This is a genomic window from Streptomyces sp. NPDC085946, assembly GCF_044540485.1.
In the GTDB taxonomy this organism is placed as follows: Bacteria; Actinomycetota; Actinomycetes; order Streptomycetales; family Streptomycetaceae; genus Streptomyces.
This window is the reverse complement of record NZ_JBITSF010000050.1, coordinates 1-18,111: the sequence shown is the minus strand read 5'-3', so window position 1 is coordinate 18,111 and position 18,111 is coordinate 1. Positions and strand designations below refer to the sequence as shown.

The 18,111-nt window shown below is 68.7% G+C and carries 18 protein-coding genes and 2 pseudogenes; 14 read left to right on the top strand and 6 right to left on the bottom strand.

All coding sequences use genetic code 11. The annotated features are described in order from the left end of the window. Both ACIF8T_RS39715 and ACIF8T_RS39710 read right to left on the bottom strand, forming a co-directional pair. Positions 1-272 (bottom strand): annotated as a pseudogene (locus tag ACIF8T_RS39715) (aminoglycoside phosphotransferase family protein); the annotation flags it as partial. 476 nt (positions 273-748) lie between these two features. After that, positions 749-2,302 (bottom strand): FAD-dependent monooxygenase, encoded by a 1,554-nt coding sequence (locus tag ACIF8T_RS39710; protein WP_400042263.1) that lies wholly within the window; start codon positions 2,300-2,302, stop codon positions 749-751. A 68-nt stretch (positions 2,303-2,370) separates the two neighbouring features. Between ACIF8T_RS39710 and ACIF8T_RS39705 the strand changes: the two genes are divergently transcribed. Then, complete coding sequence (locus ACIF8T_RS39705) at positions 2,371-3,003, top strand: TetR/AcrR family transcriptional regulator C-terminal domain-containing protein (RefSeq protein WP_400042261.1); 633 nt, start codon at positions 2,371-2,373, stop codon at positions 3,001-3,003. On the opposite strand, the gene ACIF8T_RS39700 is transcribed toward ACIF8T_RS39705, so the two are convergent. Continuing rightward, a complete protein-coding gene (locus ACIF8T_RS39700) occupies positions 2,969-3,454 on the bottom strand; it encodes a hypothetical protein (RefSeq protein ID WP_400042259.1) in 486 nt (161 codons plus the stop codon). The genes ACIF8T_RS39705 and ACIF8T_RS39700 overlap by 35 nt on opposite strands. Positions 3,455-4,408: 954 nt before the next feature. Here ACIF8T_RS39700 and ACIF8T_RS39695 point away from each other — a divergent pair. The 9 genes and pseudogenes from ACIF8T_RS39695 to ACIF8T_RS39655 all read left to right on the top strand — a co-directional run bounded on the left by ACIF8T_RS39695 (position 4,409) and on the right by ACIF8T_RS39655 (position 12,337). Continuing rightward, a complete protein-coding gene (locus tag ACIF8T_RS39695; protein ID WP_400042265.1) occupies positions 4,409-4,912 on the top strand; it encodes an RNA polymerase sigma factor in 504 nt (167 codons plus the stop codon). Next, entirely contained in the window at positions 4,909-5,745 is an 837-nt protein-coding gene (locus ACIF8T_RS39690; protein ID WP_400042257.1) for a zf-HC2 domain-containing protein, read from the top strand. Before ACIF8T_RS39695 ends, ACIF8T_RS39690 begins: the two co-directional genes overlap by 4 nt. A gap of 67 nt (positions 5,746-5,812) precedes the next feature. Beyond that, positions 5,813-6,622, top strand: a complete 810-nt coding sequence (locus ACIF8T_RS39685; protein ID WP_400042256.1) for an ABC transporter ATP-binding protein — start codon at positions 5,813-5,815, stop codon at positions 6,620-6,622. After that, on the top strand, positions 6,619-8,016 hold the full coding sequence (locus tag ACIF8T_RS39680) for a hypothetical protein (RefSeq protein ID WP_400042254.1): 1,398 nt from the start codon (positions 6,619-6,621) through the stop codon (positions 8,014-8,016). The genes ACIF8T_RS39685 and ACIF8T_RS39680 overlap by 4 nt, the downstream gene beginning before the upstream one ends. After that, entirely contained in the window at positions 8,013-8,588 is a 576-nt protein-coding gene (locus ACIF8T_RS39675; RefSeq protein ID WP_400042253.1) for a hypothetical protein, read from the top strand. The genes ACIF8T_RS39680 and ACIF8T_RS39675 overlap by 4 nt, the downstream gene beginning before the upstream one ends. A gap of 257 nt (positions 8,589-8,845) precedes the next feature. Next, positions 8,846-9,370 carry a hypothetical protein gene (locus ACIF8T_RS39670; RefSeq protein WP_400042252.1) on the top strand — a complete coding sequence of 175 codons (525 nt, stop codon included), beginning with the start codon at positions 8,846-8,848 and terminating at the stop codon, positions 9,368-9,370. A 248-nt stretch (positions 9,371-9,618) separates the two neighbouring features. Continuing rightward, positions 9,619-10,504, top strand: a pseudogene (locus ACIF8T_RS39665) (IS701 family transposase); the annotation flags it as partial. Between the two features lie 706 nt (positions 10,505-11,210). Beyond that, on the top strand, positions 11,211-11,615 hold the full coding sequence (gvpJ, locus tag ACIF8T_RS39660; protein ID WP_400042251.1) for a gas vesicle protein GvpJ: 405 nt from the start codon (positions 11,211-11,213) through the stop codon (positions 11,613-11,615). After that, positions 11,612-12,337 (top strand): GvpL/GvpF family gas vesicle protein, encoded by a 726-nt coding sequence (locus ACIF8T_RS39655; protein ID WP_400042249.1) that lies wholly within the window; start codon positions 11,612-11,614, stop codon positions 12,335-12,337. Before gvpJ ends, ACIF8T_RS39655 begins: the two co-directional genes overlap by 4 nt. Positions 12,338-12,781: 444 nt before the next feature. Here the strand turns inward: ACIF8T_RS39655 and ACIF8T_RS39650 are convergent, their stop codons facing one another. Beyond that, positions 12,782-14,017 (bottom strand): serine/threonine-protein kinase, encoded by a 1,236-nt coding sequence (locus tag ACIF8T_RS39650; RefSeq protein ID WP_400042247.1) that lies wholly within the window; start codon positions 14,015-14,017, stop codon positions 12,782-12,784. Between the two features lie 266 nt (positions 14,018-14,283). On the opposite strand from ACIF8T_RS39650, the gene ACIF8T_RS39645 reads away from it, so the two are divergent. Beyond that, on the top strand, positions 14,284-14,682 hold the full coding sequence (locus tag ACIF8T_RS39645; RefSeq protein ID WP_400042245.1) for a transposase: 399 nt from the start codon (positions 14,284-14,286) through the stop codon (positions 14,680-14,682). 120 nt (positions 14,683-14,802) lie between these two features. Next, positions 14,803-15,066, top strand: a complete 264-nt coding sequence (locus ACIF8T_RS39640; protein ID WP_400042243.1) for an IS3 family transposase — start codon at positions 14,803-14,805, stop codon at positions 15,064-15,066. A 222-nt stretch (positions 15,067-15,288) separates the two neighbouring features. Here ACIF8T_RS39640 and ACIF8T_RS39635 read toward each other — a convergent pair whose 3' ends face one another. Together ACIF8T_RS39635 and ACIF8T_RS39630 are read right to left on the bottom strand one after the other, a co-directional pair. After that, positions 15,289-15,675, bottom strand: coding sequence for a hypothetical protein (locus ACIF8T_RS39635; protein WP_400042241.1), 387 nt, complete (start codon positions 15,673-15,675; stop codon positions 15,289-15,291). A gap of 105 nt (positions 15,676-15,780) precedes the next feature. Further along, positions 15,781-16,185, bottom strand: coding sequence for a hypothetical protein (locus ACIF8T_RS39630; protein ID WP_400042239.1), 405 nt, complete (start codon positions 16,183-16,185; stop codon positions 15,781-15,783). A gap of 222 nt (positions 16,186-16,407) precedes the next feature. On the opposite strand from ACIF8T_RS39630, the gene ACIF8T_RS39625 reads away from it, so the two are divergent. Next, complete coding sequence (locus ACIF8T_RS39625) at positions 16,408-17,004, top strand: hypothetical protein (protein WP_400042237.1); 597 nt, start codon at positions 16,408-16,410, stop codon at positions 17,002-17,004. A gap of 238 nt (positions 17,005-17,242) precedes the next feature. After that, positions 17,243-17,773: a hypothetical protein gene (locus ACIF8T_RS39620; protein ID WP_400042236.1), complete on the top strand. Its 531-nt coding sequence runs from the start codon at positions 17,243-17,245 to the stop codon at positions 17,771-17,773. Positions 17,774-18,111: the final 338 nt, after the last annotated feature.

Sequence of the window (18,111 nt, the reverse complement as noted above, 5' to 3'; positions counted from 1 at the left end):
GATGCCGCGTCCGTTCCGAGCAGTGCGGGCGCGACGGTCGGCCGGGTCGCCCGCGCGGCGAGCCGCAACGCGGCCACCTCCCGCGCATAGCGCGCGTCCCCGTCGGGTCCGGTTCCACCTCCGTCGGCGATCTGTTTGACGATCACCCGGCTACCACCGCGCAGCTCGACCCGCCACACCCGGGAGCGCGGGCTGCTGTCCAGGAGCGTGGCCTTCGTGGGGGAGCCCAACGCGGAACGCAGTTCGTCGCTGATCGGTACCCGGTTCGACATGGTGGTCAGCGTAGGGCCTTCCGCAGCACGGTTTACGGATACTTCGCCAAGGACGTCACTGTTGTCCCGCTGGGCAACGAACATCAGCGGCTGACCCGTCGCTCTGCAAGATCCCGCTCACCCAGGCCACCTCGAGTCAGCCGTCCTTTCACGTCCCAGCAAGCGCTATCAGTAGCAACTGATACCCCGTCGGCAGGCCGCAAGCAGGGAACACCGACTACCCGATCACAGACTCCTACCAGTTTCACACCCTTTGCAGGCCCGACGGCACACGAGACAGTGGCCGGAGACTCTTGGCGCACCATTCGCAACTCATGGGACTGATGGCCACTCTGCGGTGGACGCAGGCCAGCCGCGTTTTACTGGGCGGGCCGGAGGGACGTCAGGTGACATGTGCGAGTGCGGGCTCTTGGGGTGTCGGTCCACCATGCATTGAGGCGGTGGAACTTCATCGCGGCCGCGGTGAGTGGTGGCAGTCACGCGTCATAGCGGCCTTCGTGCAGGGTGGTGAGCGCCCGGTCCGCGGCCGCGGCCAGGTCAGCGTCGTCCGGTGCGGTCCCGGCCCAGGCGAGGTGGCCGTCCGGGCGGAGCAGTACCGCTCGCACCCCGGACCACCCATCCGGGCGTTCGACGAGCGATCGGGAGTGCACGGCGAGTCCCGGCCGTGCCAGGTCTTGCAGCGGCCCGGCGGCCGTTCCGGTGAGATCGAGCAGGACGTATCGGTCGGCGCGCAGCAGGGCGAACAGGGAGGAGGCGCCGGTCCCGGCCTTCGTACCGGTGGAGGCGAAGGCGAGGTCGGGGGCGCGGGTGCCGGTGAGCGGGTGGGCCGATGGGTCAGCCGGGGGGTAGCTGACGGCCAGTCCGGTGAGGCGTTCGGCCAGGGACCGGTTGAACTCCGGCTGGGTGGCGATGCTCCGGCTGAGCAGTGCGCGCAGGTCTCTGCCTGCCGGTGAGAAACCGGTCATGAGAGCGGTCTGGGCACGGCTCGACCGGATGAGGTCGGCGCCGACGGGGTGGCGTTCGGTGTGGTAGGTGTCCAGCAGGGTCTCGGAAGCCCGGCCGCGTAGCACGGCGACGAGCTTCCAGGCGAGGTTGTGGGCGTCCTGGAGGCCGACGTTCATACCGACACCGCCCGCGGGGAAGTGCTGGTGGGCCGCGTCGCCGGCGAGCAGGACGCGTCCCTTGCGGTAGCGCTCGGCCAGGCGGCTGGCGTTGCCGAAGCGGGAGAGCCACAGCACATCCTTTATGCCGAAGTCCCGACCTGCGATGGCGATGACCTTGGCCCGCAGCTCGTCGGTGGTGAGATCGCCGGGCCAGGTGGTGGTCAGGTCGTCGGGGGTGATGCCGACCAGCCGGTACATCCCGCCGGGCAGCTGGGCGCTCATCAGCGTGCCGGTTTCGGTGAACACGCTGAAACCGGGTGGAGGCGGGCTCTCGAGGGTGACGTCACCGAGGAAGCCCAGGACGGTGGACGGGCTGCCGGGGAAGTCGATGCCAGCGGCCTGACGAACGGTGCTGCGGGTGCCGTCGCAGCCCACGAGGTAGGCGGCCCGCAGTTCGTACGCCCCGTCGGGTCCCTCCACCTGCACGCTTACCGCGTCCAGGTGCTCGGTCAGGCCGGTGACGCGGTGTCCGCGCCGGATCCGTGCGCCGACCGACAGGGCGTGCTCTTCGAGAAGTTCTTCGGTGCGGGCCTGCGGCAGGGCCAGCGTGTATGGGAACGGGGTGTCCAGCTCCCGGAAGTCCAACCGGTCGTCGAGCAGGCCGAAGTGGCCGGACGGGATGGTCAGACCCTCGGACAGGAAGGGCTCGTGCACTCCGCGTGAGGCCAGGACCTCGATGGTGCGCGGGTGGATGGTGAGTGCCTTGGAGCGCCAGTCCCGTTCCGGACGCTCTTCCACGACGGTGACGGGGATACCTCCGCGCCGCAGTTCGGCTGCCAGCCAGAGCCCGACAGGGCCCCCTCCGGCGATGACGACTTGCTGTTCCACTTCTTCTCCCTGCACGGGTTCTTCTCCTTGCGCGGGCATGGCTGGTCAGCAACCGTCCGAATGTCTTGGTCGCTGACCAAGATTGCGTCGTGAAGTAAACTAGGTCAGTGACCAAAAGGCAACCGGTGGCCGAAAACCGCACTCCACGGCTGGATCCGAGCACCGTCGTGCGCACCGCCGTAGAACTCCTCGACGAGAAGGGCCGGGACGCCCTGTCCACCCGCGCCGTCGCCGAACGGCTCGGCGTGCGGATGAACACGGTCCTGTGGCATGTGAAGACCAAGCCCCGGCTACTGGAGCTGATGGCCGACGCGATCGTCGGCGAAATCCCGCTCGGGGACCTGCCGGACGCTTGGGACGAGCGAGCCCGCGAACTGGCCCGCCGCTACCGCCGGGCCCTCCTCGCCCACCGCGACGGCGCCGCACTGGTCACTGGCACATACGCCGCCGAAGCCCACACCCTGCGCTTCGCCGACACGTTCATCGGCACCCTGCTCGACAGCGGCATGGACGACCGCCAGGCGGCCTGGACCGCATGGGCGGTCATATACTTCACCCTCGGCCTGACCCAGGAAGAGCAATCCGTCCCCGAGACCCTGGAGGACCGCCTCGCCCAAGCGGTCACCGAGGCGGACCACCCCTCGCTGCACCGGGTGCTCGCACACTTCGACGCCGCATCTTTCGACGAACGCTTCGAGCACGGCCTTACCGCACTCCTCGCCCGTGGCCCCGCCGTGTGACGCTGTGATCCGCCCGGTCCGATTCGACCCTGTTCTCCCGAAGCTGCCACGAAGTGACAAGTAACTCAGCGGGTTGCTGGGGCCTTGGTTTCTGTGCGGGTTCAGGGACTTCGGGGCCGGTGAAGGCGGCGAAGTCGGCGTGAGCCTGCTCGACAGCATCGGGGTATGCCTCGCGTTTGGCGTGTTCGGCGAGTGCTCGGTAGATGCTGGCGACGGACGGGCTCTGTCCCTTGCGCTTGCCGGTGGGGATGATCAGATCGGGCTGGATCTGCTCGACGGACTCGCCGCCCGCGCGGCGCCGGAGCACAGTATGGAGCATGTCGGCGGTGATGACCGGCGGCCAGCCGCCGTGCTTGCCCTTGCGGGCCGCGGTGTCGAGCCCCTCCAGCGTCGACTCCCGGATGTTCTCCCGCTCGGTCTCCGCCATCGCCGCGAAGAACGCGAACAGCAATTTCCCCGGGGCCGGTGGGGCCGTAGATACCGGGCATGGGCCCGGCGAGCATCTCCAGGACCAGGCCGTGGACGGTGAGGTGGTCCGCCAGGGCGGTGAGTTCGGCGGCGTCGCGGCCGAGCCGCTTCATCTCGTACACGGTAAAGACGACCCGGCAGTGCGGGGCGTGGGCCTTGACCTCCCGCGCCGTCCGCAGCGCCTCCTCGAACTTGGGCCGCACGCGGATGCGGGTGCTGATTGAGCGTTTTCAGCGTTGCCGCTCCAGGGTGAGGACGTCTACAACCGTCCCATGGTGGCTGCCCCAGGACGACCGTCATGGACAAGCTCCGCTCCTGCGGCGCCGCCCACCGCAAGGGTCGTCCCCTCCGTGGAGACCGCTTCCACGAGCCCCGAACAACCGGGCTCAAAGCGGCCATCAGCCTACGCGGCAACGCGAACGAGCAGAGAAAGGCTTCCGCTCCGTCGGTGCGGCACAACGCTTCCTGTCCCGCGTTCAGCGGCGTCTCACCTCGCTTTCGCTCCCATCGCCATCTGATGACCGCCACCCGACACCGCGTTGATGACCATCCGCTTCGCCGGCCGGGACCAGGTCACCAGCGTTGCCGGCCGGTCCGTTGCAACCTGACCGCAGGCCTGGAATCTGGCCCATCACGCCCCGACCCGTCGTCACGCACTCATGGAGCCGGCAATGTGACAACGCTCCTGCGGACGGCGATCGGTGCAGTCGACGAACCGCTCGGTGCCGAACTCGCGCAGAGCAGATCCACGCGCGCTTGATGTCACCGCGCTGACCCGTGCATCCCTCTGTCGTCGGGCCGGGGCTTCCGGAGGACGTGGCATGTGACGGGAGTCACGTCGGAGGGAAAACCTGCCGATCGTGCGCGACGTCTTGTGGGTGTGACATCAACCAGAAAGGCGCTGGGCGAGCTGGACGAGGAAGGTCTTGTCCGGTTGGTGGCCAAGGGTGACAGCGTCGCGTTCGAGGAGCTGTACCGGCGTACGTCGCCGTGGATGGCCGTGCGGTTGCGCCGCCGGTGCGCGGACGAGCAGGTTGTCGCCGAGGTCATGCAGGAAACGTATTTGGCGGTGTGGCGCGCGGCGGGCGCGTTCGCCGGCACGACGGCCGGGGGGACGGCCGTGGGCTGGCTGTGGACGATTGCGGCACGTCGGCTCGTCGACGCGTTCCGGCGCAGGGCCCACCACGCGGAGCCGCCGCCCGCGGCCGCCGTGCGGTCCTTGGCGCCCGCTGCAGAGGAGGAGGCGCTCGCGGCGAGTGTCGGGGGTGACGTCGGAGACGCGCTGCGGCGCCTCGCGCCTGAACTCAGACAGGTTCTGCAGGCCATGGTTCTCGACGGGCTGACTGTCCGGGAGACCTCGGTGCTGCTCGGGGTGCCCGAGGGCACGGTCAAGACCCGGGCCCGTCGGGCCCGGACGGCACTGCGGAAGGCGTTGGCATGAGTGACGAACACGCGTCGAAGCGGATCATCGACGGATATGCGCGCGGTGACACTGACATCGCTACCGACGAGGTGTGGGCTCTGGAAGCCCATCTGGAGACGTGCCGGGTGTGCCGGGACCGGTTGTCGGCCACCGTCGCGGTGAGGGCGCCGACCGTTGTGACGCTGATCGACACTGTCTGGTCCGACCTCGGGGCCCAGTTGGCCGTCGCAACCACGATACGGCGGCGGTGCTGGTTGCCGCGACTGGCGAGGTGGCTGACACCCGCGATGGTGCCGTGGCTGGCCATGGTGGTGAGCGTGACGCTGCTTGCGCTGCTGCTCGATCTGGCGGGCACCGGTGCCGGATTCGGCTCCGGTGAGGTGTCCTTGACGCTGCTGCTTGCCCCGGTCCTACCCGTGTTCGGTGTAGCGGCATCCTGGTCGCGCGGTTTGGATCCGGCGTACGAACTGACGACCTCCGCGCCGAGGGCGGGGCTGTACCTGGTGCTGCGGCGCACTGTGTCCGTGCTCGCCGTGGTCGTTCCCGCGTTGTTCCTGGGCGGATACGTGGCGGGGGTCCCCGGGATGACGGCTGTGCTGTGGCTGCTGCCTTGTCTGGTCTTCACCTCGACGACCTTGGCACTCGGCGGTGTCATCGGCGTGACACGCGCCGCCGTCGTGCTGGTCACTGTGTGGGTGGCCGTCGTCGTGGCACCGACGCTGGCCGCCAGCCATACGACCTTCGCTCTGCAGACGGGCGGTCTGCCCGTGTGGGCGCTGATTCTCGCGCTCAGCACCGGTGTCGTGCTCGCCCGCAAGGGCGCGTATTCCGCGCTGGGAGCCCACCGTTGACGACCGGAGAGTCCGCCAAGACGGACACCTTGCCAACCACCGAAAACCACATCGGAGAGGATTCCATATGATTGCCGCAGTGAACGCGGCCGACCTCGTGCCGACGGCCTACGCCTGGCAGATCCAGGCCACAGGGCTGAAGGTAAGGGCCGGCAGGAAACGGATGGCCGTCGACGGCCTCGACCTGTCACTGGGCACCGGCGTACACGGCCTGCTCGGCCCCAACGGGGCGGGCAAGACCACTCTCATCCGGGCGCTGGCTACCGTGCTGCGTCCCGCCGAGGGCACCCTGGAGTTGCTCGGCGAGTCCGTGGGCGGCATGGGTGAGCACCGTGCGCTGCGCCGCCGGATCGGCTACCTGCCACAGGAGTTCGGCTACTACAAACGGTTCACCGTGCGCGAGTTCGTTGAGTACATGGCGTGGTTGAAGGAGGTGCCCAAGGCGGAGATCCCCGCGGCGGTGCAACGTGCCGTGGAGCGGGTGGGTCTGGTGGACCGTGCCGACGAGCGGATGAAGGCCCTGTCGGGCGGCATGGTGCGACGGGTCGGCATCGCCCAGGCCATCGTCAACGACCCGTCGATCCTGCTGCTGGACGAGCCGACGGTTGGTCTGGACCCGGCGCAGCGGTTGCGTTTCCGCGAGTTGCTTCAGGAGCTGGGTACGGATACCTGTGTGCTCGTCTCCACCCACCTGGTGGAGGATGTGGCCGCCGCCTGCACCGACGTGGTGCTCTTCGCCGAGGGCCGGCTGGTTTTCCAGGGCACCCCCACCGAGCTGGCCGCTGCGGGTGGTCCCGAGTACGTGGGCGACAGCCCGCTGGAGCGGGGCTACTCGGCCCTGCTCCAGGGCTCCGAGCGGGGAAGAGACGCCTGGTGAACATCCGTGTCCTGTATACCGAGCTGAAGCGCTCCGTCGCCCCATGGGCCGGCGCCCTGGTTCTAACGAGCGCGTTGGCGTTCCTGTACCTGGTGGACGGCGCGTGGTGGAGGGGCACCACGATGTGGACGGCCCAGTGGACATCCCTGGCCCTGACCACTCGCGGCCTGCTGTTCTACCTGTGGCCGCTCGCCGTGGGGCTCGGCGCGCTGCAGGGTCTACGCGACCACCGCTCGAAGATGTCCGAGCTGCTGACGAGCACGCCGCGGCCCGCCTGGCACCGTGCGGCCACGCTGGCTGGCGTGACGGCGATCACATTGACGTCGGCCTTCACACTCCTCATCCTCGTCGGCGCGGTCCAGGTGCTCGCCAACACCGAGTACACACACCTCGGATGGCTGCCGATCGCGGTGGTGGGAGCCCTCTCCCTCACCGCGGGGGCGACGCTGGGCATGGGGGCCGGTCGCGCCCTGCCGTCCGCGCTCACCCCTCCCGCACTGGCCATGGGCGCCTTCATGTTCTCGGCTCTGATGCACATGTCGTTGGGCCGAACGGAGACGTACACAGCGTCGGGCATCCCGATCACGGAACCCAACCGGGTCTCCCTGCTGTCACCGGCGGTGCAGGACGTGCGAGACGTACTGGTCACGCTCTCCGCATCCGTGCACGTCGGACAGACGATCTGGCTGCTCGGCCTGGCCGCGACCGGCTTCGGGCTGCTGGCCGCCACCACCTTGCGTACCCGGCTGATCGCCCTGACGCCACTCCTGACAGGCGCGGTGATCGCCCTGCTTATCCTCCCCTGCGACCCGCGCCGGATGTACGTCGTCGACAAGGCCGCCGCGGAGCCGGTGTGCGACGGCCCGGTATGCGTGACGAAGACGCACCAGGGACGGCTCGCCGGATTGGCGGGACCCGGTAAGGAGGCACTGCGCCTGCTGCACGAAGCCTTGGGCGACCATGCACCGGTCTCAATCGAGGAGAACACTGCCGTACTGCCGGACGGCTCCACGCCGCGGTGGTCCCAGGAGACCGTGCTCTTCGACTTCGACGAAGACATGATCGCCGCCGCGGAGGGCGAGGAGCTGACCTGGGCCCTTATCGCCAAGGGCATGGTGCCGGGGTGCGTCCCCGTCGGCTGGAGCGGCTTCGGAGGGGACGAGTTCGCGCGGACCGTCGCGGTGGGCTGGGTCCTCGGGGACCTCAAGTCGCTTCCCGGCGCAGGGCAGGCAAGCTTGCGTCGCAAGGCCGACGCCAAGGCCCGCCCGGTGTGGAGAGAACTCAAGGCGCTTACATGGGACGGGCAGCGCGCGCGGATCAACGCAATGCGCGCCGCCGCGTTCTCCTGCGAGGGCGACGCGTTCAGCGCGCTGAAGGGCGGTGCATCCCGGTGAGGTGGCTGATGCTGTACACACGCTCCCGGCAGGTGCCCGCGTCGCTCGCCGCGGTGGTGATCAGCGCGGTGGCGGTGTGGGCACTCGCCTGGGACAGCAGCGGAGAGCCGTGGGACCCGCGGCCGCCCGTGCTCGTCCTCGCCGCGGCGGCGATGGCGGTCTCGACCGGGCTCAGCGGGCAGGACCTCGCGCTGGACCGGACGGCCGCGATCCGCTGGGCGCCCCGCAGGGCGGCGCACGTGTTACTCAGTAGCGGGATCGTCGCCACGGTGCTGCTGACCGTGCAAGTGGTGGGCGAGGACATGACCACGACCGCGTTCGTAATCCGGGACAGCGCGGGTCTGATGGGGCTGGCCGCTCTGGGCGCGACGCTCTTGAGTGGGCAGCTCGGGTGGACGCTGCCGTTCGCCTGGCTCGCGTTCTCGTTCTTCGCCCCACCCGCCACGAGTGTGCCGATGCAGGTGGCGACCTGGATGCTACTACCATCTGGCACGGCGGTGGGCACCTGGACGGCCCTCTTCCTTATGGTCGCCGGCACCACGGCCTACGCTCTGGCGGGGCCGAGACGGTAGCCGGTCCGGACGGTCGGCCGTCGTCTTCGCGATCCCCGACGCGTCGACCAACTCCTGTACCGTCCTGGCCGGTTCGTCTTTTTGGGGGAGTACGCGACCGGCGGCGCGAACTCCTCGACGGCACGGCCGCGCGCGTTGCCGAGCTGCAGGACGAGGACGAGGCACGCCACCAGGAGAACTTCGAGGCGCTGTTCAAGGGGGGGCGAGAGGTAGCCGCGCGGCGCATATCCGGCTACGGAGACGGGCAACGTTGAGGCATGTTAGGGACTAACGGCAGTACCACGCCAGGCGTGCAGGTCTGCTCTCTCAAGGTCGATACCCCTCAGCTGATCGCGCCGGGGAACACGTACAAGGTGGTCAGGTTCCCGTTCGGTGCTGCGGAGCCGACCGACCGGTTCGAGATGCATCAGGCGGTGCAGCCTGACGGCTACGTGGTGAGCGACTGGGCGACGGACGACCGCAGCGGCCTGATCTGGCCGTCCAAGGCCGGCTGGGGTCAGCTGTACGCGATGATCCAGTGGGAGGCCCCCAGCAGCACGGGCGGCTATACCGAGCTGCGCGACCAGTTCGTGCGCGATCCGCTGGGCCTGACGCCCAATCCCAACGACACCACGGCGACCGAGCACAGGGCTCCATCGCCCGGTGCGCAGTTCTTCGTAAAGGGGCACGGCATCTTCGTCGAGCCCGGCGTGCCGCTGGCGCTACGCATCTCGCACAACGACGCCCAGTCGCGCCTGTTGACGCTCGCCGAGTTCAAACTCGCCATTCACCACACCGCGTAGCCGCCGCAGACAGGACGGTTACACTCCACAAGCCGCTCGTTCTGGGCCGGACCACTCCACTTCTGCTTGGAGCCGGCTATGCAGTTCATCGCGCGAACCGCGTGGGGAGCCCCGGCGGCGTCCCCGGTCGCGTACCTGGCGTCGGCACGCGGCGTGAAGGTGCACTACCTGGGCACGGCCTACACCTCCCGCTCGCACAGCCTGTGCGACGACTACGTGCGCTCCATCCGCCTCGCCTACCTGGCCAGATCGTGGACGACACCGGTTTCCTGGAGAAGGGGGTGCGGTCGGTCGGGGTGCTGCGGCAGTATTCCGGCACGGCCGGGCGGACGGAAAATTGCCAGGTCGGCGTCTTCCTCGGCTAGGCAACCGCTCGCGGCAGGACGTTGATCGACCGCCGTCTGTATACCCACGTCTTGGACGGAGGACCTGGACCGGTGCCGGCGGGCCGGCATCGGCGACGAGGTTGCCTTCGCCACCAGGGTGGCCATGGCCAAGGCGATGGTCCGCCGCGCGATCGCCGGCAAGGTCCCGTTCCGGTGGGTGACCGCGGACGCCGCCTACGGCTTCTCCAAGGGCTGGCGCTTCGAGCTGGAGCAGGCTGACGTCTTCCACGTCATGGCCACCACCCGCCACGACACCGTCGTCACCCGCTGGTCCATCGATCACCCCGTCCACGAGTTGTTTGATGGCCTGCCGCGGCAGAAGTGGAAGCGCCGCTCCTGCGGCGAGGGCGTCCACGGCCGGCGAATCTACGACTGGGCGCGGGTGGAGGTGCGGCCGTGGCACCGGCCCGACCGCCGGCACTGGGTGCTGGCCCGCCGCAGCGTCAGCCGCCCCGAGGAGATCTCCTCCTGCATCGCCTACTGCCCCGCCGATACCACCCTGGACGAGCTGATCCGCATCGCCGGCACCCGGTGGGCGATCGAGGAATGCTTCCAGAGCGCGAAGCAGGAGTGCGGCCTGGACGACTACCGGGTCCGCCGCTATTCCGGCTGGCACCGCCACATGACGTTGGCCATGGCCGCCCACGCCTGCCTGACCGTCCTACGCGCCCGCCAGCTCGATACGGAGAAAGCAGAAACGGATCCTCCCAGCTCACCCACTACAGTCTCGCCGAGATCCGACGCTTGATCACCCGCCTCACCAACCGCCGACCCGCACCCGCCGACCACGTTCTGCACTGGTCGGCCTGGCGCCGCAGACGCCAGCACCAAGCCCGCCTCAGCCACTACAAACGACGCGGACACAACCCCTGACCTGGTCAGCAATCAGCACAAGCACCGTTGCAGTATTAGGTGCTGTCCGGCGGATCATGGAGGCGTCACGGGATTAGAGTCATCGGCGCCGTATCGACGTGATCGCCGCTGCTGCGGCGTCGAGCCGGCACCGGTGATTTTACGGATTTGCGTTGCCGGGAGCACCGCTTGAATCTTTCCCTCCCGTGCACACGTAGAGGCGTCGTCCCCACGTCTGCGGGAGTAGTTCCGTCGGGATACGCGGGTCGGGGTTAGGCATCAGGTCGTTCCCGCGCCCGCGGGATGGTCCCTCGGTGTGCTGATCGCCGAGCAGAATGCGCGAGGTCAGGTGTAGGAGAAGATTGGCCAGCCCAACATGACACGTCACCAGCCTGGCCCACATGACGCCCTGAGCGATCTTGAACCACGGAACCGATCACGTCTACGGAAATCTTGGAAGAGCCGAACAATGTGCAGTCCCCACCGTTACCGCGTGTTGGTTTGGTGCTGTGCAGCGGGGTTACTCGAGAGTGCTGGGTGTGCTGGGATTCGGTGTGGCAGCTGCTCGGACCGGGCGTGCGTCTGCCGGCGCGGCGAGGGAGATGGTCGAGGTGGGTACGGTTTCGGCTCAGGGTGGCGGCGGAGGAGGTTCCAGCGGTCTGTACGACGTGCTGGAGTTGGTGCTTGACCGGGGGCTGGTGATCGATGCGTTCGTCCGGGTTTCCCTGGTCGGAATTGAGATTCTGAAGATCGATGTGCGGGTTGTGGTGGCGAGCGTGGACACGTATCTGCGCTTCGCCGAGGCGTGCAATCGTCTGGATCTTGAGGCTGGCCCGCGCAAGCCGGCCGGGTTGCCCGAAGTGGTCAGCGGCCAGCTCGGGCAGTCCGGGGGCCAGGCCAAGTCCAAAGGGGCTCTGTCCGGAGCGGCGGAGGCCTTTTCGGATGCGTTCCAGCAGGCCCGGGAACCCGAGGGCGCACGTTCCCGCCGTCGCCAGGAGGAGCGGTGACCACTTATGTCTACGGCATTGCTCATGCCTCCCACCCCTCGCTGCCACTGGACGCCGACGGCATCGGCGAGCCACCGTATCCGGTGCGTACCCTGCAGGTAGAAGACTTGGTCGCCATCGTCAGTGACGCGCCTGACGATCTGCGCCCCAAGCGCCGCGACCTGCTGGCGCACCAGGATGTGCTCGCCAAGGCCGGTGAAGGCGGTGTCGTGTTGCCGATGCGGTTCGGCAACCTCGCCCCTAATGATGAAGCGGTGGCAGCAGTTCTGGCCGAGCATGCGGCCCACTACCTGCAGCGGCTACAGCAGCTGGACGGGATGGCCGAGTACAACATCAAGGCCAGCCACCAAGAAGAAGCCGTGCTTCGCCTGGTGATGGCGCAGAATGATGACATTCGCACGCTGGTCGAGGAAACCCGACAAGCAGGTGGCGGCAGCCAGGAAGAAAAGCTGGAACTGGGGGAAATGGTCGCCGCAGCCATCCAGGCGCTAGAAGATCATGATGCTGCCCGGCTTCAGCAGGAACTTGAGCCGGCCGCCGCAGCGGTCAGCGTCGGACAGCAGAGCACCGGATGGCTGGCGAATCTGTCCTTCCTGGTCGAACGTGACAAGGTCGACCGCTTCCTGGCCGCGGTCGACAAAGTGCGGCAGGAATACCCCCATCTTGAACTCCGAGTCCATGGCCCGCTACCGCCGTACAGCTTCGTGCAACCCCCGACATAACACGCAGGCGTTCTCCTGACCCCATCGCGATGAATACGCCCGTGGTCCTGTCCCTGCGAACGGGCTGAGAGAGCGTGAGCCGCCTCGCCGGAGAACCTCGCCGCTTCACTGCCAGGCTGAACAGGATAATCGCCGTGACACGGGCGCCAGCAATAAGGCGGAACGAAGACGAGGAAGAGCTTAACCAGGCGCTCACAGTTCGCCTTACCGACCAGAGGGAATCCCGCGTGGCTCAGGGCATGCCGCACCAGCATCACGCGCTTGGCACACCCACAGGGCACCCGGATCGTCTGCGCGCACCGAACCAGTCATGCCAGCGAGGTGCAAACAGGCCGACAATGGCGCATCAGCCACTTCAACGCTGCCATCAACGCTTCCTACCAGTCCTCCGCCCGGGCCCAGCCCTGCCGACCGGCGGCCACACAAACCCGGCAGCGGGATGCTTTAGCCCTTGGATCGTTTTTTCTCCTTCTTACTGAGCTTTCCCCTGCTGTCCTCTTGGTCTTTTTGATCTTCGCGCGGTGTCGCTGCAGTCGGTGGGGTGGGCGGCTCAGCGGGCGGGGACGAGACAGCGGCAATGTCGTCGGCAGGGACAGAAGGTGTGGCGGTCGCCGGAGTCGGCGAGGCCGTCTGCGGTGTGGCCGTCCGCGGTGAAGGATTGTCGTCGCCGGACGGCAGGGATGCGCCGATGGCGGTGGCAGCCGCAAACAGCGTCACAGCGGCGGCGCCCAAGAGAGCTTTCGACGTGCGGGGGCGGCGGCGGGGTCCTTGCGAGTGGGCGTGCGCGGCGCGGGGTGCTGCCCGGTGCGCGGGAACGGGCGGCGGAAGGGCTGGTGTCGGCCGGGGCGCGGTGTGCTGGGGTGCGCGGTGGGTCGGGGTGGTGGCGTGCGTGCGAAGCCACATGGAGGCTTGGTGGGCGGTGGGCCGGTGCGCGGGTTCCTTGGCCAGCATGCCCAGCACATAGTCGGCAAGGAGCGGGGGTATGCCGGGGCGCAGTCGTGCGGGGGAGGGTGGGGTGGCGTTGACGTGTTGCTGGACGACGGCCAGGGAGGTGGCAGCGTGAAATGGTGGCCGGCCGGTGAGGAGTTCGAACAGTACGCAGCCCAGGGAGTAGACGTCCGAGGCGGGGTGGGCGGGGCGTCCCAGGGCGCGTTCGGGGGCCAGGTAGTCGGCGGTACCCACGATCTTGCCGGTGGCGGTCAGCGCGCCGGCGGCGTCGTCGGTGAAGCGGGCGATACCGAAGTCGGTGATCTTCACCGTGCGGTCGGCGGTGAGCATGATGTTGGCGGGTTTGATGTCGCGGTGGATCACCCCGTGGTGGTGTGCCGCGGCAAGACCGTCGGCCACCTGCGCGGCGATGACGGCGGCGTCCTGTGGGGCCAAGGTGCCGCGCAGCGATCTCTCCTGGGCCAGGCTCCAGCCCTGGAGGAGTTCCATGACCAGATACAGCAGGCCTTGGTGGGAGCCGAAGTCGTACACGCCCACCACATGCGGATGGTTCAGACGGGCCGCGGTCTGCGCCTCCAGCCGGAACCGCCCGGCATCCGCGGCCTCCCCTTGCGCCTTCAGCAGCTTCACCGCCACCGACCGCCCCAGCAACTGGTCTGCTGCCCGCCACACCTCCCCCATCGCGCCACGCCCCAGCAGTTCCTCCAGCCGATAACGGTCCGCAAGCAGCACCTGCCCACCCACCCCACATCATCCAAAGCAGCCACCCACCGAGCAGCCCGAATCCTCACCCTTAATGATCATTTAGGCTGTGACGCTCAGATTACCGCCCCGCCGGCCGCGCACCGCCCGGCCTTGGCACGGCCCCTGACCGGGGCGGGCACGTGACGGGGGAGCACGCGCCCGCCCCCTCGACGACGGCCCGCTCGACTTGGGGGAAGCAGGCATCGCGGAGCCCGGGGGCAGGCCCGTCCTGTACAGCGTGCGCAAACGCGCAGATGTCACACTCAGGTCCGCCCGAGAGGCGGGGAGAAGTAACAGCAGGTCAGATGGGGCTTATGGGAGGAGGCCAGACGATGCCTGCCCCGAGGAAATACCCTCTGGAGTTGCGTGAGCGTGCGGCGCGGATGTACCGCGCTTCCGAGCCAAAGCCCGTGATCCGCCGCATGGCCGAGGAACTCGGCATGCACCACGAGGCCCTGCGCGGCTGGATTCGCCAGGCTGAGGCCGATGCCGGCGAGCGAGGCGACATGCTCACCACCGCCGAGCGCGAGAAGTTTGCCGCCCTGCGCAAGGAAAATGCCCAACTCAAGTCGGCGAACGAGGTCTTGCGGACGGCTTCGGCTTTTTCGCGGCCCAGCTCAAGCCGACCCGGCCCAGGTGACGGCGCTCGTTGACGAGTACCCGCATCTGGGGTCGAGTCCGTACTCCGGGAACTGAACGTCCCCTTCTCCACCTACTACCGGTGGCGCCAGGCCGAGACCGAGCCGTGCGAACGGCGTCGCCGGGACGCAGAGTTGACGGGCAGGATCCGGCAGATCCACGTCGAGTCCGGCGGAATCCACGGCTCACCCCGCGTGCACGCCGTCCTTAAGCGTGAGGGTGTCCACGTCGACCGCAAGCGCGTCGAGCGGCTCATGCGCCAGGCCGACCCGGCCGGGATCAGCCCTCGCCGGGACAAGGGCTTCACTCGCCTTGACCAGACATCGATCTTGCCCCTGAGCTGGTGCAACGCGACTTCACCGCGAACGGGCCGAACCGGTTGTGAGCCACCGACCTGACCATGATCCCCGCCAGGGAGGGGCCGCTGTGGCTGTCCGCGATCCGCGACGCGTTCTTCCGCCGGGTCGTGGCCCAGGAGACCTCCGCTCGTGTGGACGCGGACCTGGTCCTTACTTCGCTTGAGTATGCCCTGCCCAGCCGCGAAGTCACCCCCGGTGAGCTCGTCCACCACGCCGATCACGGCTGTCAGTACACGTCCGTGAAGCTCACCACACGCCCGGTCAGCACCCGACCCTGCGCGACCCCCTCGGCTCCGCCCTCTTTCCTGCACAGCGCTCGCCGCGCGCCTCGCACGGCGCGCTCTGGCCGCCCACCTCGCCGGCGAGCCTCTGCCCAAAGCCTGGATAGAGGAGATCACCGCCCTCAGCGAGGACGACGAGGATGAACAGCACGCCTACCTCAAACTGATCACCGCAATCGGCGACTACCGGCGCCACCACCACCGCGCAGACTCCGACATCCTCGGCCCGCACCCCGCAGGCCTGGACGGCGAGGAACGGGACCACCTCACCGACGCGATCGACCTCTACACCCGCGCCCACAGCCAACGCCGCCTGGAAGACCTGCGCACCCGCACCACCGCCGACCGCGCCCCTCCTGCCGCCCACCCCACCCCTGCCCCCGACCGCCGGACGCGCCCCGGCCCGATCCGCCCCCGGGACGCTGACCCGGCCGGGGCCCGGGCGGTGTCCCGAAGGGAGGCGATGTCGTGGTCACAACTCGCACCACCGGCCCAGTTCTCCCGGTGCCCCTGTCCGGATGAAGAAGTTCATGAGGGCCCACGGACGATCGACCGTCAGGACGAAGTCGCCACTGAAGGTAGCCAGAGCATCCATGATCGGGACGTCGACCACGGCATCCGTCGCGGCGCTGCCGTCCCCGAAGAGCAGGAACGACCGCTCCGCACCGTCGAACAGATGAATGACCGCTCGGTCACTTCGAAAGCCAACAACCAGCCGGGAGAACTCACTGCCGGAGAGCCGGGCCCCGAGGTACCCCTGACCGCGGGAGCGCAGTTCGGCGAAGTGATCCGCCAGTTCCCTGAAGACCGAATCCCTCTCGACAACGCAGTGCCGTCTTGACGGCCCCAGCGCCGTCGCCGTCCACGTCACGCGCATCCCCGCGCCCCCGGGGGGGCTGCCTCTGTTTCCGTTGCCCCCTGATGCTGCCTGCCCGTACCGCTGCCCGTGGCCGCCCGCCGGGCGGGATGCCGCACCAGCCGGCTGATTCACCGCCTCGTACCCGCGCCGCTCCCGACGGGAAAATGCTGTACGGCCGCTGGGCGGGTATCCCATAGTGGACCGACACCCCATCGAGCAACGAGAACGGACGGCCGTGCCGTGACGACCGCGTACAGCGAAACTTCTACCGAGCGTGTGCCAGGGCGGGCCTGGACGGTCCGGATCACCGGGCACAGCGACCGCTCCGCCACCGTCTCCTGCAGCACCCCCGCCTGCCGGATGCCGCCCCGCTCCAAGGACCTGGCGATGCTGCGCGCGTTCGCCGCCCGGCACGCCGCTGCCCACGCCAAGGCGGCCACCGTCCGGCCCAACGCCTGGTGTTACTGCGGCTCCCAGCGCTGCGCCGCCCACCCCGACGCCAAGACGCACTGCGCGGGGGCCGTGCTGCTCGTGCTGCGCCACGACCCCACCGTCGGCCGCGTCTGGAGCGTCGAAGAGGTCTGCGAGACCTGCGCCCCGCTGCTCCTGCACGTCACCGTCCTGGCCCGCGCCACCACCACCCCCCGGCGCCGCACCGCCCAACCCCCTGCCGGGCAGACCACCATGCCGGCACCGGCCACCGGGCCGGGCGTCCCGGGCGGCTTCTCCTCACCCGCCACCGGCCTCACCGAGACCGACAGCCGCACCGCGCCCGCGCGCCGGTCCCGCCGCGTCCCGCAACGCACCCGCCGCCAGCGCCCGGGCCGAAGCCGCTGAACACCCGGCGCCCGGGTTCTGCCGCGCCGGGCGGGGCGCTTCAGGAACACGCGAGGGCTCGCCGGGGCGCGCCCGCTCGGGGGCGCGGCCGCCCAATGCAATTGCTTCAAGCACCCACCCAGTTCACAGGGCTCCTGTGCGCTTCGGCTTCGCCGCCGCAGGCGCTCGTCGCCCTCATCCGCAGCTGCCAGGCCCCGGGATACACTGCCCCGCCCCACCCCGACCGGAGGTCGTCTCAGTGTTACCTGCACGGGTATTCGCCGTTGCCCCGTTGGCTCTGGTGATGCTTGCCTTGTCCGGCTGTTCTCCCTGGAACTGCACCGACACGACGGCGGAGCGCGGTAAGGCCGGTGTCAGGGTGCAGGTCGTGGACACGAATGGGCAGCCTCTCGGCGTCACCGCCGCAGTCGTTGACTGGCGTCTTGAGCCCCACCCGCAGGTGCCCTCCGAAGGTGACCGGGTCCACTTCCGCTTCCGTTTCGACGGCGCCAATGAATATTTCGACCCCGCAGTGGACGCCTGCGCGGTCGACAAGGAGCGTGTGGCGTTGGGATGCCAGACGGTTTACTCGTCCCAGGCGTTCGGGCCAGCCGACGATCCCCTTACTGGCGACGACTGGCTCGCCGTCGAGCACCCTGAGCAGGTTGCCGGAGTGTTGTTGATCCCCAACGACCAGTCCTACGACCGACGCACCTGTGAAGAGGACATCAAGGACGGTGGCGGGATGCATCCTCCGGAACCACCCAGCAAGGGGGACCAGCTGCGGTAGGTCGTCTCCTTCGGCAGGACCCGGCCTTCGCGGGCTGCCCGGAGGCGGACATCCTTACGCGCGACCGGCATCCCGGCCCCAACCCTCCACGAGCAGGTCAACGGACCAGCCAGCTCAAAAGCAACTGCATTGGGCGCGGCCGCCCCCAGGGGAGGCGTATAGCCTCCGTCAGTGACCAACACACCCAGGCAGAACGGGAACTTCCCTCCCGGTGAGCTCCCTGATCATCAAGCGCTCCTGGACGGTACGGACTGGGCGTCGCTCGCCACCCCGTGCGGGACGGGCGAAGCCCTGCCGGCGGCGCTGGCCCGTCTCCTCGACCCCGACCCGGCCGTCAG